Genomic DNA, 15,990 nt, shown 5'->3' on the forward strand with positions numbered 1-15,990 from the left:
CCGGGATCCCTAGGGGAAGCGCACGGGTTTGAGCGGCAGGGTGGCCCAGATCACCTTGCCGCCGCTCGCGGTGTGGTCGACCTCGCACACCCCGCCCGCCTCCCGGGTGATCTCCCGCACCAGCAGCAGTCCGCGGCCGCCGGTCCGGCCGTGGTCGGTCTCCAGTGCGGTCGGCCGGTAGGGGTGGTTGTCCTCCACGGCCACGCGCAGCCACTCGGCACCGACGGCCAGTTCGACGGCGATGGTCGGTGAGAGCACCGCCGCGTGCTTCACGGCGTTCGTCACCAGTTCCGAGACGATCAGCAGCAGCCCCTGGGCCAGATCGTCCGAGACGGGCACCCCCTGACGCATCAGCAGGTCCCGTACGGCGTGCCGCGCCTGCGGCACCGAGGCGTCGACCGCCGGTGCGGTGAACCGCCAGACCCCTTCGTACGGCAGCGGATCCGCGGGCCCGGGGCCGAGGGGCGCCGCGCCGCCCTCTGGGCGTGGGCCGAACCCACGCCCGTCGTTGTCCATCGTCCGGTCGCCACCCTCGCGCTCGATTGTCGCCACACCCCGAGTGTTGGTAAGGATGCGCTCCCTACCCCAGGGCTGAACAGAAGTCAGCAACTATCGAGCACTTATGACCGTTGGCGTATGACACGGTCAGTTGTGGGACTGGTCCTGTCCCTGTTGTGCCGTCTCGGCGAACTATTCGGGTTGTACGGGTTTGGCATCCGGATAGCATCCGGCGCATGGAGCCGCAGTTGCTGTACAGCGTGACCGACTCGGTCGCGACGGTCGTCATCCGCCATCCCGAGAAGCGCAACGCCATGACGGCCGCGATGTGGCGGTCCCTGCCGCCGCTGCTGGAGCGGCTCGCGGGCGATCCGGCCGTGCGGGCGCTGGTGCTCACCGGCGAGGGCGGGACGTTCTGCGCCGGTGCCGACATCTCGACGCTGCGGGGCTCGCCGGAGGAGGCGCAGGGGCTGGCCGTGGCGGCGGAGGAGGCGCTCGCCGCGTTCCCGAAGCCGACGCTGGCGGCGGTGCGCGGGCACTGTGTGGGTGGCGGGGCTCAATTGGCGGCGGCCTGTGATCTGCGGTTCGCCGAGGAGGGGGCGCTGTTCGGCGTGACGCCAGCGAAGCTCGGCATCGTCTACCCGGCGTCCTCGACCAGGCGGCTGGTGTCCCTGGTGGGTCCGGCCACCGCCAAGTACCTGCTGTTCTCGGGGGAACTGATCGACGCGGAGCGTGCGCTGCGCACCGGCCTGGCCGACGAGGTGCTGCCCGAGGGGGAACTGGGCAAGCGGGTCGCGGAGTTCACCCGGACCCTGGCGTCCCGTTCGCAGCTGACGCAGGCCGCGGCCAAGGAGTTCGCTAACGGGCGCACGGACCGCGACGCGCACTGGGCGGCGCGGGCACGCGAGAGCGGCGACACCGCGGAGGGCGTCGCCGCGTTCCTGGAGCGCAGGCAGCCACGGTTCGGCTGGAGCGTTCCTAGGTGAGGATGATGCCGGAGTGCTCGCGGACCAGTTCGACGAGGTGCGCGGGGGCCTTCTCGGGTGATCCGGCGTCGTAGGGCGGCTGGGGGTCGTACTCGGTGGCGAGCTGGACGATCTGCGCGTGGGTGTCGCCCGCGATCCGGCCCAGCAGGGTCAGTCCCATGTCCATGCCGGCTGAGACGCCGGCCGCGGTGACGTACTTGCCGTCCGTGACGACCCGCTCTCCCGTCGACTCGGCGCCGTGGCGCTTCAGCTCCTCCAGGGCCAGCCAGTGGGAGGTCGCGCGGCGGCCCCGGAGGAGTCCGGCGGCGGCGAGCAGCAGGGAGCCGGTGCACACGGACGTCGTCCAGGTGCTGCCGGCGTCGGCGGAGCGCAGCCAGGTGAGCAGGGGGCCGTCCGCCGCCAGCGGGAGGGGGCCCGGGCTGCCGGGGACCACGATGATGTCGGGGTTCGGTACCTCGGCCAGGGTCCGGTCGGCGACGAGGGCGAGGTTGCCGGACTCGTTCCGTACGGGGCCGCTCTCCTCGGCGACGAAGACGGTCTCCGCGTCCGGGAGCCGGCCGAGGGTCTCGTAGGGGCCCACGGCGTCGAGGGCGGTGAAGCGGTCGTAGAGGACGATGGCGATCTGCATGGGACCCTTCCGGTCGGGTGGTGTGGTCAGGGCGTCGTCGCGGTGCGGAAGCGGCGGCGGTACTCGGCCGGGGGCGTGCCCAGGGCCTTGACGAAGGCCCGGCGCATGGCCTCCGGGGTGCCGTAGCCGCTGGTGCGGGAGACCTCCTCGATGCCGTCGGTGGTGTCCTCCAGCAGGCGGCGGGCGTGTTCGAGGCGGATCCGGTCCACGTACCGGCCCGGCGTCATACCGGTCTCGGACCGGAAGGCGCGGGCGAAGTGGCGGGGTGACAGGCGGGCGCGGGTGGCGAGGGCTTCGACGGAGAGGTCGGCGCCGGGGTGTTCGGTGATGAAGCGCTGGACCTCCCGCAGGGGCTCGCGGTGTGCGGTCTGGGCGGCGAGCTGGGCGCTGAACTGGGCCTGGTTCCCGGGCCGGCGCAGGAACACGACCAGGTGGCGGGCGACGGTGAGGGCGGCGTCCCGGCCCAGATCCTCCTCCACCAGGGCGAGGGCGAGGTCGATGCCGGCGGTGACACCGGCCGAGGTGGCGATGTGTCCGTCGCGGACGTAGACGGGGTCGGGGTCGATCTCGACGGCCGGGTGGTCACGGGCGAGCCGGTCGCAGTACGCCCAGTGGGTCGTGGCCCGGCGGCCGTCCAGCAGGCCGGCCGCGGCGAGCACGGCGGCGCCGGTGCACACGGAGACCAGCCGGGCGGCGCGCGGCCCGTGTTCGCGCACCCAGCCGACCAGGCGCGGGTCGGGGCACAGGGAGCCCGTTCCGCCGGGGACGAGGAGGATGTCCGCGTCGGGCGCGGTGGCCAGCGACACGTCGGGCACGAGGGTCAGGCCGCTGGTGGTCCGTACGGGCGCGCCGTCGAGGGACGCCGTGCGGATCCGGTACGCGCCGGGTGAGAGCAGGTCCGCGCCCGCGAAGACTTCCACGGGCCCGGTGACGTCGAGGCTCTGCACGCCCTCGAAGAGGACGGCGAGAACGGTGCGCGGGGCCATGCCGTCGATTCTTCGGGGGCCACATGGTGGCCGCAATGACGAGTTCCCCACCTTTCCTGCCATGAGGGACGCAGCCATGGAAGACATACCAAGCGGTTGGTAACCTGCCGGGCATGACGACTGCCGCCCTTGAGCCGCGCGCCGGCCGACGCTGCCACAACGTGCTCAACTCCCTGCACTCCACGCACTATTTCTCGCCCGATGTCGGCCGGGAACTGGGTGCTGTCGGGGTCACCGACCCCCGGGCCGTGAACTTCGCCGTGCGGGCCGCCGCCCTCGGGCCGGTCGGGGCCGGGGCGGTGGCCGCGGCCTTCTACAACTACAAGTACGAGCTCGTGGCCCGGCATGTGCCGGCGGTGTGGGAGACCGCGACGCCCGGCCGGGTGCTGGCGGCACGCCTGCGTGCGGTCGACGCGACGCTGCGGCGTCTGCTGGGCGAAGAGGCCGTGGCCTCGGCCGAGATGACCGAGGCCGCGCGGCTCGCGCTGCGCGCCGCCGAGGCCTGTACGCGCGGGGCGCGGCCCCTGTACGCCGCCCACGCCGACCTGCCCGTCCCCGAGGAGCCGCACCTCGCGTACTGGCACGCGGCGACCCTGCTGCGCGAGCACCGGGGCGACGGGCATCTGGCCGTGCTGATGTCCGCCGGGCTGGACGGGCTGGAGGCCATGGTGACCCACACGGCGACGGGCAAGGGCATGACACCGAAGTGGGTCTTCAGCACCCGCGGCTGGAGCCAGGACGACTGGGACGCGGCGACGGGCCGGCTGTGTGAACGCGGGCTGCTGGACGCCACCGGCGAGCTCACCGAGCGCGGTGCCGCCCTGCGCGAGGAGATCGAGCAGGAGACCGACCGCCTGGACCGGGCCCCGTACGAGCACCTGGGCGCGGAGGGGGTGGCCCGGCTGACCGAGCTGGGGGCGGCGTTCGCGCAGGCCGCGCTCGAGGCCGGGGCGTATCCGGCGAATCTGCTCGGCAAGCGCTGACCGGGCACTGTCCACGACCCCCGGTACACGTGTTCGGCCGTGACGCATGGTGAGGTCTTGGTGAGGTACCCGGTCCCTCCCGGCCGCTGCGGTCGGGAGAGGAGAAAGGGGAATCACGTGTTCCGTGCCATTGCAGACGTGCTGCGCCAGATCGGCGGCGCCATCGCCACCGTCGTGACGCTGCCCTTCCGGGCGCTGGCCCGCCTTTTCGGCGGCGCTTCGTCCTCCACCCGCAGCCGCAGGGTCTGAGCGGCGGCGCCCGGGCCGCGGGGTGTGACCGCGGGTTCTGACAGGAACCGTTCCGACCTGCCCGGTGCCGCCCTGACCCCGAGTGTCGGTGTCACCTGCCACAATTGCCGCGCAACCTCAGTGGAGAAGGCGGTACGGGATCGTGACGACACCCGGGACCCTCGCAGCAGGGTCCATCGAAGGCAGGATCGCCGAGGAGCTCGGCGTACGGGAGCGGCAGGTCAGGGCTGCCGTGGAGCTGCTCGACAGCGGTTCTACGGTGCCCTTCATCGCCCGCTACCGCAAGGAAGCGACCGAGATGCTCGACGATGCGCAACTGCGCACCGTCGAGGAGCGGCTGCGCTACCTGCGGGAGCTGGAGGAGCGTCGGACGGCGATCCTGGACTCGGTGCGCGAGCAGGGCAAGCTCAACGAGGAGCTGGAGGCGCGGATCCGGGGCGCGGAGACCAAGGCGCGTCTGGAGGACATCTACCTCCCGTACAAGCCCAAGCGACGCACCAAGGCGCAGATCGCCCGTGAGGCCGGTCTCGAGCCGCTGGCGGAGGGGCTGCTCGGCGATCCGACCGTCGAGCCCCTCGCCGCGGCCGCCGCGTTCGTCGACGCCGACAAGGGCGTGGCCGACCCGCAGGCGGCCCTCGACGGTGCCCGGGCGATCCTCACCGAGCGGTTCTCGGAAGACGCCGACCTGATCGGCGAGCTGCGCGAGCGCATGTGGGTGCGCGGACGGCTGGCAGCCAAGGTGCGGGAGGGCAAGGAGGAGGCGGGCGCGAAGTTCGCCGACTACTTCGATTTCGCCGAGCCGTTCACCGAACTGCCCTCGCACCGCATCCTGGCGATGCTGCGCGGCGAGAAGGAGGAGGTACTCGACCTGGTCCTGGAGCCGGAGGAGCCGACCGACGGCCCGTCGTCGTACGAGGGGATGGTCGCGCACCGGTTCGGGATCGCCGACCGGGGCCGCCCCGGCGACAAGTGGCTGCTGGACACGGTGCGTTGGGCCTGGCGCACCCGCATCCTCGTCCACCTCGGCATCGATCTGCGGCTGCGGCTGCGCACGGCCGCCGAGGACGAGGCGGTGCGGGTCTTCGCGGCCAACCTGCGCGACCTGCTGCTCGCCGCCCCCGCGGGCACGCGCGCGACGCTCGGGCTCGACCCCGGTTTCCGTACGGGTGTGAAGGTCGCCGTCGTCGACGCGACCGGCAAGGTCGTCGCCACGGACGTCATCCACCCGCACGTCCCGGCCAACCGGTGGGACGAGGCCATCGCCAAGCTGGCCCGGCTCGCGAAGGAGCACGCGGTCGAGCTGATCGCCATCGGCAACGGCACGGCGTCCCGCGAGACCGACAAGCTCGCCGGGGAACTGATCGCCAAGCACCCGGAGTTGAACCTCACGAAAGTGATGGTGTCCGAGGCCGGCGCGTCCGTGTACTCGGCGTCCGCCTTCGCCTCGCAGGAGCTGCCCGACATGGACGTGTCGCTGCGCGGCGCCGTGTCGATCGCGCGGCGGCTCCAGGACCCGCTGGCCGAGCTGGTGAAGATCGACCCGAAGTCGATCGGTGTCGGCCAGTACCAGCACGACCTGTCCGAGGTGAAGCTGTCGCGTTCGCTGGACGCGGTGGTGGAGGACTGTGTGAACGGCGTGGGAGTGGACGTCAACACGGCGTCGGCCCCGCTGCTCGCCCGGGTCTCCGGCATCACCTCCGGGCTCGCCGAGAACATCGTGGCGCACCGGGACGCCAACGGCCCGTTCAAGTCCCGCGGTGAGCTCAAGAAGGTGGCGCGGCTGGGCCCGAAGGCCTACGAGCAGTGCGCGGGCTTCCTGCGGATCCGCGGCGGTGACGACCCGCTGGACGCGTCCAGTGTGCACCCGGAGGCGTACCCGGTGGTCCGCCGCATGGTGAAGACCGCCGGGCAGGAGGTCGCGGGGCTCATCGGCAACACGGCGGTGCTGCGCTCGCTGAAGCCGCAGGACTTCGTGGACGAGACGTTCGGTCTGCCGACGGTCACCGACATCCTCAAGGAGCTGGAGAAGCCCGGCCGCGACCCGCGTCCGGCCTTCAAGACGGCCGCCTTCAAGGAGGGCGTGGAGAAGATCTCCGACCTGTCGTCCGGGATGATCCTGGAGGGCGTCGTGACGAACGTCGCCGCGTTCGGCGCGTTCGTGGACGTCGGGGTCCACCAGGACGGTCTGGTACACGTGTCCGCGATGTCCAAGACGTTCGTCAAGGACCCGCGGGACGTGGTGAAGCCCGGGGACATCGTCAAGGTGAAGGTCCTCGACGTCGACATCCCGCGCAAGCGGATCTCGCTGACGCTGCGCCTGGACGACGAGGCGGCCCCGCAGGGGCAGGGCGGCTCCGGGGAGCGCCGGCAGCGGGGTGGGCGTCCGCCGCAGCAGCGGCAGGGCGGCGCCGCGGGGCGCCGTGGTGGCGGTGGCGGTGGCGGTTCGCGTCAGGCGCCTCCGCCTGCCAACGGGGCGATGGCCGACGCGTTGCGCCGCGCTGGGCTGGTCGATCCGAAGAATGGTCGCCGCTGACCGCTTCGCCGGTTGGTTGTGGGGGGCTGCGGGTCCGTTGTGGCTGGTCGCGCAGTTCCCCGCGCCCCTAAAGGGGGCGATTCGCGCTCTGACGGTTCATCAGCGCTCGGTCACCTTTCCGTCCGCCACCTCCAGGCGGCGCGTGACGTGTACCGCGTCGAGCATGCGGCGATCGTGGGTGACCAGAAGGAGGGTGCCCTCGTAGGAATCGAGCGCGGACTCCAGCTGCTCGATGGCGGGCAGGTCGAGGTGGTTGGTCGGCTCGTCGAGGACCAGGAGGTTGACGCCGCGGCCCTGGAGCAGCGCCAGGGCGGCTCTCGTGCGCTCGCCCGGGGAGAGGGTCGCCGCGGGGCGCAGGACGTGATGCGACTTGAGGCCGAACTTGGCCAGGAGGGTGCGGACCTCGGCCGGTTCGGTGTCCGGGACGGCCGCGCGGAAGGCGTCCATCAAGGGCTCCTGGCCGTGGAACAGCTTGCGGGCCTGGTCGACCTCGCCGAGCAGGACGCCCGAGCCGAGAGCCGCGTGCCCGGCGTCGAGCGGGACGCGGCCGAGCAGGGCGGCGAGCAGGGTGGACTTGCCGGCGCCGTTCGCGCCCGTCACCGCCACCCGGTCCGCCCAGTCGATCTGGAGGGACACCGGGCCGAGGACGAAGTCGCCGCGGCGCACCTCGGCGTCCCGCAGGGTCGCGACGACGGCGCCCGAACGCGGGGCCGACGCGATCTCCATGCGCAGCTCCCACTCCTTGCGGGGCTCCTCGACGACGTCCAGCCGCTCGATCATGCGCTGGGTCTGCCGGGCCTTCGCGGCCTGCTTCTCGCTGGCCTCGCTGCGGAACTTGCGGCCGATCTTGTCGTTGTCGTTGCCCGCCTTGCGGCGTGCGTTCTTCACGCCCTTGTCCATCCAGGAGCGCTGCGTCTGCGCGCGGTCCTGGAGGGCCGCCCTCTTGTCGGCGTACTCCTCGAACTCGTCGCGGGCGTGCCGGCGCGCGACCTCCCGCTCTTCCAGATAGGCCTCGTAGCCACCGCCATAGAGGTTGATCTGCCGCTGGGCGAGGTCGAGTTCGAGGACCTTGGTGACCGTGCGGGTGAGGAACTCGCGGTCGTGGCTGACGACCACCGTCCCGGCGCGCAGCCCGCTCACGAAGCGTTCGAGGCGCTCCAGGCCGTCCAGGTCGAGGTCGTTGGTGGGCTCGTCGAGGAGGAAGACGTCGTAGCGGGACAGGAGCAGGGAGGCGAGGCCGGCGCGGGCGGCCTGGCCACCGGACAGCGACGTCATCAGCTGGTCCAGATCGACCGCGAGGCCCAGCGAGTCGGCGACCTCCTCGGCGCGTTCGTCGAGGTCGGCGCCCCCGAGTCCGAGCCAGCGCTCCAGGCTCGTGGCGTAGGCGTCGTCGGCGCCGGGCGCCCCGTCGACCAGGGCCTGGGTCGCCTCCTCCATGGTCCGCTGGGCCTCGGCGACGCCGGTACGGCGAGCCAGGAACGCCCGTACGGTCTCGCCGGGGCGGCGCTCCGGCTCCTGGGGCAGGTGGCCGACGTTGGCGGTCGGCGGGGACAGGCGCAGATCGCCCTGCTCGGGGGCGGTGAGTCCGGCGAGCATCCTGAGCAGGGTGGACTTGCCGGCGCCGTTGGCTCCGACCAGGCCGATCACGTCGCCGGGCGCGACGACGAGGTCGAGTCCGGCGAACAGGGAGCGGTCGCCGTGGCCGGCGGCGAGGTTCTTGGCGACGAGGGTGGCAGTCATCAGAGTGCCGATCCTAATGGGCCCCTCCGTGGGCGACGGCCGTCACCAGGACACCTCCGGACGTGCGCGCCACGAGGAAGGACCGGCCCCTGACCGCCTTGGCGTCGAGTGCGATGCGGTGCCGGCCCGGTTCCAGGACGCCGTCGAAGATCTCGTGGGTGTGGGTGCGGGACAGCCGGTCGAGACGGTACGCGGTGAGGGTGACCCGGCAGGCGGAGGTGACCTCGACGTCGGCCTCGCCGTCGGCGGCGGTCAGGCCGGTGAGGCGGCGCCGCTCCAACGGACTGCGGTCAAGGGCGTGTTCGATCTGGGCGACGAGGAGCGGGACGATCGGAGCCAGGCCGTCGACGCAGGCGACCGGGACGCCGGCGTGTGTGAAGGCCCGGCGGACGGCGGCGCGCTCCTGCTCGCCGGTTCCCGGCGCGAAGGCGACGGCGCCGTAGCCGCGCAGTTCGTCGGCGGGCACGTTGTCGGCGTCGTGGGCGATGTCGGCGCCGACGCCGATGGTGCGCAGCGCCGCGGCGAGCCTGGCCAGGGCGGCGACGCGGGCGCCGATCAGCAGGACGCGGCGGCGGGTGTCCGCGGCGGAGCCGTTCAGCAGGGCGCTCAGCGCCGCGCGGTACTCGGCGCCGCGGAAGCGGAACGGGCCGATGCCGTGGTAGCCGTTGAGCTGCAGGTCGGCGTGTTCTCCGGTCTGCCAGGCGAAGTCCCGCCAGATGACGTCCTCGCCGTCCCCCTGGATGACGGCGGTGACGGCGCCGCAGGCCAGGTCCTCGCATTCGGGACAGCCGTAGACGACGTAGCGGCCGCCGGGCAGCGGTGCCGGGCTTTCCAGGAGCAGGCTGCGGACCTGCGCGGTGAAGATCGCGGGTGGTACGTCGGAGGCGAGCGGGGAGACCGCGTCGAGGTCGGAGAGCCGGAACAGCAGCGGGCGTCCGTCGACGATGAAGTCCATGAAGTCCCGGTGGACCTGGTAACCGCCGTCGGTGAGGACTCCGCCGGCCCGCATCGCGGGTGCCAGGCCGAAGGTCGTGTATTCGGCGCACATACGGTGAGTATCCCCACACCGAGGGTGATGTGAGCACGGCATGACACATTCCGCTACGGTCCGGGCATGGTGGATGAGCGCGGTGGCGAGATCGTGGTGGTCGGTGGCGGGGTGGTCGGGCTGACGACCGCGGTGGTTCTCGCCGAGCGGGGGCGGCGGGTGCGGGTGTGGACGCGGGACCGTGTCGAGGCGACGACGTCGGCGGTCGCGGGGGCGCTGTGGTGGCCGTACCGGATCGAGCCGCTCGCACTGGCGCGGGAGTGGGCGCTGCGGTCGCTGGAGGTGTACGAGGAGCTGGCCACGGTGTCCCAGGCGAGCGGCGTACGCCTGGTCGAAGGGGTCCTGGGCGAGACGCGTCTCGACGAGGTCGACGGGTGGCTGGCGGGGCGGGTGCCGGAGCTGCGGGCGACGACGCCCGAGGAGTACGCGGGGTCGGGGCTGCGGGCGCGGTTGCCGCTCGTCGACATGCCGGTTCATCTGCCGTGGCTGCGGGAGCGGTTGGCGGCGGCGGGCGGTGTGGTCGAGGCCCGTACGGTGTACGGGCTAGCGGAGGCCGACGCGCCGGTCGTGGTCAACTGCACAGGGCTCGCCGCGCGGGAGCTGGTGCCGGATCCGTCCGTGCGGCCGGTGCGCGGGCAGTTGGTCGTCGTGGAGAACCCGGGGATCGACACCTGGCTGGTCTCCACCGACGCGGCCGGCGAGTACGCGTACATGTTCCCGCAGCCGGGCGGGCTCGTCCTCGGCGGTACGGCGGAGGAGGACGCGTGGTCGCTGGAGCCCGACCCGGCGACGGCAGAGGCGATCATCCGCCGCTGCGCGGCGCTGCGGCCGGAGATCGCCGGGGCGCGGGTACTGGAACACCGGGTGGGGCTGCGCCCGACCCGCCCCGCCGTCCGCCTGGAGCGCGACACCCTGCCGGACGGCCGTCCGCTGATCCACAACTACGGCCACGGCGGTGCGGGCGTGACGGTGGCCTGGGGGTGCGCGGAGGAGGCGGCCCGGCTGGTCGGCTAGACCGTCTGCCGTGAGCTGCCGAGACTGGGCTGCTTGACCTTGACGCCCCCGGCCGTTGGCGGCCGAGGGCGTCGAGGTCCAGCGGTTGGGGCGGTCGGGTCAGTGCTTGCCGATCGGGTCTCCCTCCACGTCCGGGCCGCGGCCCGGGCCGACACGGAACTCGAACTCGCCGTCGTACTTCTTGTGGCCTTCCATGACGGCCATTTCGACGGCCTCGGATCCCATCTGCTCACGCACGATCACCGGGTCGCGGCGAAGGTCGCGCATCAGGGCGACACACATGAAGATCATCACGATGACGAACGGCGCCGCCGCGAGGATCGTGAGGTTCTGCAGACCGGTCAACGCGTCGCCCTGGCCGCTGCCGACCAGGAGCATGATCGCGGCCACCGCACCGGTGACCACGCCCCAGAACACCACCACGAATCGGCCCGGTTCGAGCGCGCCCTTCTGCGACAGGGTGCCCATGACGATCGAGGCCGCGTCGGCGCCCGAGACGAAGAAGATGCCGACGAGGACCATCACGAGCAGGCTCGTGACGGTCGCGATGGGGAACTGCTGGAGCACGCCGAAGAGCTGCCCCTCCGGGGTGGCCTCCTTGCCGAGCTGCCCCTGCTCCTGCATCTTCATCGCCGAGCCACCGAAGATCGCGAACCAGATCAGGCTGACCGTGCTGGGCACGAGGATGACACCGCCGACGAACTGGCGGATCGTGCGGCCCCGGCTGATGCGGGCGATGAACATGCCGACGAAGGGCGTCCAGGAGATCCACCACGCCCAGTAGAAGACCGTCCAGCTGCCCAGCCAGTCGGCGACGCCCTTGCCGCCGCTCGCCTCGGTCCGGCCGGCCAGCTGGGGCAGGTCGCCGAGGTAGGCGAAGACGGAGGTGGGCAGCAGGTCGAGGACGATGATGGTCGGGCCGGCCACGAACACGAACAGGGCGAGCACCAGCGCCAGCACCATGTTGGTGTTGGACAGCCACTGGATGCCCTTCTCCACACCCGAGATCGCGGACGCGACGAAGGCCAGGGTCAGCACCGCGATGATCGTGACGAGCAGCCCGGTGCTCACCTTGTCCATCCACTTCAGCTCCTGCACACCGGAGCCGATCTGGAGCGCGCCGAGGCCCAGCGAGGCGGCGGAGCCGAAGACGGTCGCGATGATCGCGAGGATGTCGATGGCCCGGCCGATGCCGCCGTTGGCGTTCTTCCTGCCGATGAGCGGGGTGAAGACGGCGCTGATGGTCTGGCGGCGCCGCCGGCGGAAGGTGCTGTAGGCGATGGCGAGGCCGACCACCGCGTAGATCGCCCACGGGTGGAGCGTCCAGTGGAACAGGGTGGTGGCCATGGCCGTCTCCATGCGGTCACCGGAGTCGGCCGGGTTGGTGCCCGGCGGGGGCGTGCCGTAGTGCGACAACGGCTCGCTCACGCCGTAGAACATCAGGCCGATGCCCATGCCGGCGCTGAACATCATCGCGACCCAGGACACCGTGCGGAACTCGGGTTCCTCGCCCTCCGCACCGAGGTGGATACGGCCGTAGCGGCTGATCGCGAGCCACAGGGCGAACACGACGAAGCCGGAGGCCGCGAGCATGAACGCCCAGCCGCCGTTGTGCATCAGCCCGCTGAGCATGCTGGTGGAGACGTCTTCGAGCGAGTCGGTGGCCGCCGCTCCCCAGACCACGAAGGCGAGGGTGAGCACGGCCGTGACCCCGAAGACAATTCGGTCGGTTTTCGGACGTTCCTGACCGGGGAGGCCCGCTTCCGAACCCGGAAGGGCGGGCCCCACTTCGTGGTCGCTCTCACTTGGTCGGTCGTGCGTCACAGGCGGCACCTTTCATGGGACGTAGGAGGAACGTAAGTCCTCCGTAACGCCCCTACCACGTGTGGCGCAATCTCACCCCCCTCAACATTGCGTTTCCGGATTCCCCGCCGTCAGGTGGTACGTTCCGCGCTCGTCGAGCAGCAGCGGCACGAGCGCCCGCAGAGGCTGACGCAGGGGTACGAGCACACCCTCCGCGTCCCGGCGTACGCGCACGCCGTGCAGTGCGAGTTCGTCTCCCACCTCGGCGTACTGCTCGGCCGTGAGCCGGTAGCCGCAGGGCGGGTTCTGGATCACCTCGGCCGGTTCGGGCGCGTCGTTGTCGGCGCCGCCGACGTAGACGGGGCCGGTGGCGGCGTAGCCCGCGAGCCGGGCCCTGCCCGTCGCCGCCTCCACCGCACCGCGGCGCTGGCCGGCGTATTGGAACAGGCCCCCCAGGGCGTCCAGTTGGGAGGTGACACGGCGTCGGTTGTTCAGCGCCTCGTCCGCCTTCTCGGGCTCGGTGAGCGGGTCCACGCGGCTCTCGATGAGCAGTCCGATGCCGTGCTTGATGCCGGACATATTGCGCAAAATCCGCTCCTGTCCATCTCCGGCGACCTGTTTGAGCGGCTCGCCGGTCTCGGGGTCGGTCCAGATGCCGTAGGTGCCGGTCGAGTGGCCGGCCCGCTGCGCCGCGGGGCGGACGTACTTCTCGGAGAGGGTCTTCGCCTCGTCGTGGACCGCCTGGTGGGTGTTGAGGTTGCGCGGCCACAGGTCGAAGAGGTCCTTGTCGTAGTACGGGGGTGTGGCGCCGTACTCGTGCAGGTCGTAGACGAGGTCGGGACGCTGGTCGCGGAGGAGCTTCGCCAGCGCACGGCCTTCGGCGGTCCGCAGCGCCAGGTGGTCGCGGTTGATGTCCACGCCGTCGCTGTTGCCCCGGGTGTCGGCGGCCCGGCCGTCGGGGTTGGCGGTGGGCACGACGAGGACCGTGGTGCGGTCCAGGAAGCGCCGGGTGCGGCTGTCCCGGGCGTACGCGAGGTCGCGGACGGTGGTCAGACAGGCCTCGCGGCCGGAGGGCTCGTCGCCGTGCTGGCTGCACACGAGCAGCACCTTGTTGGGCGTCGGGTGGGTGCCGATGCGGACCAGTTGGAGCGGGCGGCCCTGTTTCGTCGTGCCGAAGCGGGTCAGGGAGACCCGGCTGCTCGACCGGTCGACGGCCTTGAGGAAGTCCTGCTCCTCGGGCTGGGTGGTCCAGCGGGCGCCGCTCGTCTGCTCGAAGCCGGTGCGGGGCGGGGAGTCGCCGGCGGCCTGGGCGGGGACGGCGGCCAGGGACGCGGCGACGGCCGCGGCGGTCAGGGTCAGGGCTCCGGCTCGGGTCGTGGGGCGGATCACTGGCTTCCCTCCGGGACGCGGTGAGCGGTGCGCGGTTCCCGTACGCCGTCCAGGAGCGTGGCGTCGGTGGTGGCGGTCGCGGGGCCCGTGGTGGCGCGGGCGAAGGCGGTGGCTCCGCCGACGAACGGGACGCGCGCCGAGGTGCGGGACAGGTCGACGGTCAGCTCGGGCTTGTCCGCGGGCGGGTCGATGAGGCCCTTGTCGGTGCCCGCGACGATCAGCGCCAGGCGGTGGCCCTTGGGCACGACGTGGTCGGTGGCCGCCAGGTCGAGGGTGATGTCGTACCGCTTGCCCGGAGTGAGCGGGGCGCCCCTCAGGTCGGAGGCGTGGTTGCCGAGGTCGGCCCAGCCGCGGCTGACGATCGTGTAGCCGACGTCGGCGGTCCTGGCCTTCGTCTCCTTGAAGCAGGAGCTGTCGCCGGCGGTGCTCGCGCCCCAGCAGGTGCGGTCGGTGAGGGTGGTGATGCCCTCGCCCCCGTCGGCGTAGTCGCGGATGGTGGCGGGGCCGATGTCCACGAGGACGGCGGAGAGATGGGCCGTCGGGGTGGAGGGCGTCGCGGTGACGGTGACCTCGGAGGAGCCGGACAGGCGCAGGTCGCGGCTGAGCGGCCGGGTGACGAAACCGGCCTTCTCCGGTGTCGGCTTGTCGATCTGCGCGGCCCAGTCGGTCTCGCTCAGGGCCGGGTCGTCCGTGAAGGTCCGGGTGCCCTGGCCGCGGTGCAGGCCAAGGGTGCCGACGCCCGCCTGGGTGCCCCGGCCGGGGCGCAGGGTGGCGGCGCGGGTGCCGCTCGGCGGCCAGGTCTTCGAGGTGGTCCACTGGTCGGGCGCGCGTTCGATGTCGGCCATGGGCTCGCGGTCGATGCCGTTGTCGTAGCCCATGAGTTCGTGGTCGAACCAGCGGTGGAGGGTCTCGACCCAGCTCGCGCGGCGGAAGTCGAAGGGGTCGACGTGGCCCGTCTGGGAGAGCCAGATCTTGCGCTCCACGCCGTTCTTCGCAAGGGCGTTCCACCACTGCCCGACATGCTTCATCCGCACGTTGAGGTCCTGCATGCCGTGCACGAGGAAGACGCTGGCCTTGACCTTCCGCGCTGCCCGGACGTAGTCGCGCTCGGTCCACAGCGGGGTCCAGTCACCGGTGCGCGGGGCCCCGTCGACGAGCTTCTGCTGCACGGCGGCGCACTTGGCGCGGGCGTCGGGGCTGTTGACGTAGTCGGACAGCCATTCGGGGCCGGAGTCGTAGAGCGGGGCGCCCTGCTGGAAGTAGTAGTCGTACCAGGAGGAGATGGCGCTGATCGGGACGATGGTCTTCAGGCCCTCGACGCCGGTCGCGGCGACGCCGTTGGCGATGGTGCCGTCCCAGCTCTTGCCGATCATGCCCGTCCTGCCGTTGGTCCAGGCGGCCTTGGCGCGGGTGGTGCCGGTGCGGGTCGTGTAGGCCTTGGCGCGGCCGCCCAGCCAGTCGACGACGGCCTTCGCGGACTGGATGTCGGAGCGGCCGCCGACGTCGACGCACCCGTCGGAGCGATTGGTTCCGGCCAAGTCGACGCCGACGAAGGCGTAGCCGCGGGGCACGAAGTAGTTGTCGTAATACAGCGGCATCTGCTTGACGTCGCCGTTCGCGTCGTACGTCTTCTTCTGGCTCTCGTTGCCGCGCCCGCAACAGGAGTAGTACGGGCTGGCGTCCATGATGACGGGGACCTTGCGGCCCTGCCGGGCGGGTTCGCGGGGGCGGACGATGTCGACGGCGACCCGGTCGGCCTTGCCGTCGCGGTCGCCGTCGAGTCCGGTGTCCACCCAGACGGCCTCGCGGATGGCGTTCTCGTACGAGTGGACGGGCCGGCTCTCGCGCGGGGCGGCCTCTGCCGCGGCCGGGGTGAGCAGGGTGGCCATCAGGGCGGCCGTGGCCGCCGTCGCGAGCGGTCTCCAGGTCGTGAAGCGCGTGCGTTTCGGCATGCGCCGGACGCTACATCGGTGAACTCCTGTTCAGAAGAGGGCAGCTGACGGACCGGCGTGTCCGGGACCGACCCGAGGGGCCGGTGTCTCATGTCGGCCGAATGGCGATCGTGTGACCGGAGAGGCCATGGACATGATCAGAGACACAGGGAGCCCATAGGCTCCGGACAGACCTCGGGAC

13 protein-coding genes are annotated in these 15,990 nt (G+C 71.9%); 5 read left to right on the forward strand and 8 right to left on the reverse strand.

Going from position 1 to position 15,990, the window contains the following annotated elements; translation table 11 throughout:
• Nucleotides 1-9 precede the first annotated feature (9 nt).
• Nucleotides 10-516 (reverse strand): ATP-binding protein, encoded by a 507-nt coding sequence (locus tag ACIBL4_RS02825; RefSeq protein ID WP_399406546.1) that lies wholly within the window; start codon nt 514-516, stop codon nt 10-12.
• Between the two features lie 218 nt (nt 517-734).
• On the opposite strand from ACIBL4_RS02825, the gene ACIBL4_RS02830 reads away from it, so the two are divergent.
• Nucleotides 735-1,484: an enoyl-CoA hydratase/isomerase family protein gene (locus tag ACIBL4_RS02830; protein ID WP_399405825.1), complete on the forward strand. Its 750-nt coding sequence runs from the start codon at nt 735-737 to the stop codon at nt 1,482-1,484.
• Here ACIBL4_RS02830 and ACIBL4_RS02835 read toward each other — a convergent pair.
• A complete protein-coding gene (locus ACIBL4_RS02835; protein WP_399405827.1) occupies nt 1,477-2,112 on the reverse strand; it encodes a DJ-1/PfpI family protein in 636 nt (211 codons plus the stop codon). The two genes, ACIBL4_RS02830 and ACIBL4_RS02835, sit on opposite strands and share 8 nt — an antisense overlap.
• Before the next feature lie 26 nt (nt 2,113-2,138).
• Nucleotides 2,139-3,098 carry a GlxA family transcriptional regulator gene (locus ACIBL4_RS02840; protein ID WP_399405829.1) on the reverse strand — a complete coding sequence of 320 codons (960 nt, stop codon included), beginning with the start codon at nt 3,096-3,098 and terminating at the stop codon, nt 2,139-2,141.
• 113 nt (nt 3,099-3,211) lie between these two features.
• On the opposite strand from ACIBL4_RS02840, the gene ACIBL4_RS02845 reads away from it, so the two are divergent.
• From ACIBL4_RS02845 to ACIBL4_RS02855, 3 genes are all read left to right on the forward strand, one after another.
• Complete coding sequence (locus ACIBL4_RS02845; protein WP_399405831.1) at nt 3,212-4,081, forward strand: hypothetical protein; 870 nt, start codon at nt 3,212-3,214, stop codon at nt 4,079-4,081.
• 117 nt (nt 4,082-4,198) lie between these two features.
• Complete coding sequence (locus ACIBL4_RS02850; protein WP_010042827.1) at nt 4,199-4,330, forward strand: LPFR motif small protein; 132 nt, start codon at nt 4,199-4,201, stop codon at nt 4,328-4,330.
• Between the two features lie 142 nt (nt 4,331-4,472).
• Nucleotides 4,473-6,863, forward strand: a complete 2,391-nt coding sequence (locus ACIBL4_RS02855; protein ID WP_399405833.1) for a Tex family protein — start codon at nt 4,473-4,475, stop codon at nt 6,861-6,863.
• Between the two features lie 99 nt (nt 6,864-6,962).
• Here ACIBL4_RS02855 and ACIBL4_RS02860 read toward each other — a convergent pair whose 3' ends face one another.
• Nucleotides 6,963-8,603, reverse strand: a complete 1,641-nt coding sequence (locus ACIBL4_RS02860; protein ID WP_399405835.1) for an ABC-F family ATP-binding cassette domain-containing protein — start codon at nt 8,601-8,603, stop codon at nt 6,963-6,965.
• A gap of 13 nt (nt 8,604-8,616) precedes the next feature.
• On the reverse strand, nt 8,617-9,651 hold the full coding sequence (locus ACIBL4_RS02865; protein WP_399405837.1) for an oxidoreductase: 1,035 nt from the start codon (nt 9,649-9,651) through the stop codon (nt 8,617-8,619).
• A 66-nt stretch (nt 9,652-9,717) separates the two neighbouring features.
• On the opposite strand from ACIBL4_RS02865, the gene ACIBL4_RS02870 reads away from it, so the two are divergent.
• A complete protein-coding gene (locus ACIBL4_RS02870) occupies nt 9,718-10,665 on the forward strand; it encodes an NAD(P)/FAD-dependent oxidoreductase (protein WP_399405839.1) in 948 nt (315 codons plus the stop codon).
• A 99-nt stretch (nt 10,666-10,764) separates the two neighbouring features.
• Here ACIBL4_RS02870 and ACIBL4_RS02875 read toward each other — a convergent pair whose 3' ends face one another.
• From ACIBL4_RS02875 to ACIBL4_RS02885, 3 genes are all read right to left on the reverse strand, one after another.
• Nucleotides 10,765-12,489 (reverse strand): BCCT family transporter, encoded by a 1,725-nt coding sequence (locus ACIBL4_RS02875; protein ID WP_399405841.1) that lies wholly within the window; start codon nt 12,487-12,489, stop codon nt 10,765-10,767.
• A gap of 81 nt (nt 12,490-12,570) precedes the next feature.
• Entirely contained in the window at nt 12,571-13,857 is a 1,287-nt protein-coding gene (locus tag ACIBL4_RS02880; RefSeq protein WP_399405843.1) for a M14 family metallocarboxypeptidase, read from the reverse strand.
• On the reverse strand, nt 13,854-15,809 hold the full coding sequence (locus ACIBL4_RS02885) for a Xaa-Pro dipeptidyl-peptidase (RefSeq protein ID WP_399405845.1): 1,956 nt from the start codon (nt 15,807-15,809) through the stop codon (nt 13,854-13,856). Before ACIBL4_RS02885 ends, ACIBL4_RS02880 begins: the two co-directional genes overlap by 4 nt.
• Nucleotides 15,810-15,990: the final 181 nt, after the last annotated feature.

The sequence above is a fragment of the Streptomyces sp. NPDC050416 genome (assembly GCF_044458845.1).
GTDB lineage: Bacteria > Actinomycetota > Actinomycetes > Streptomycetales > Streptomycetaceae > Streptomyces.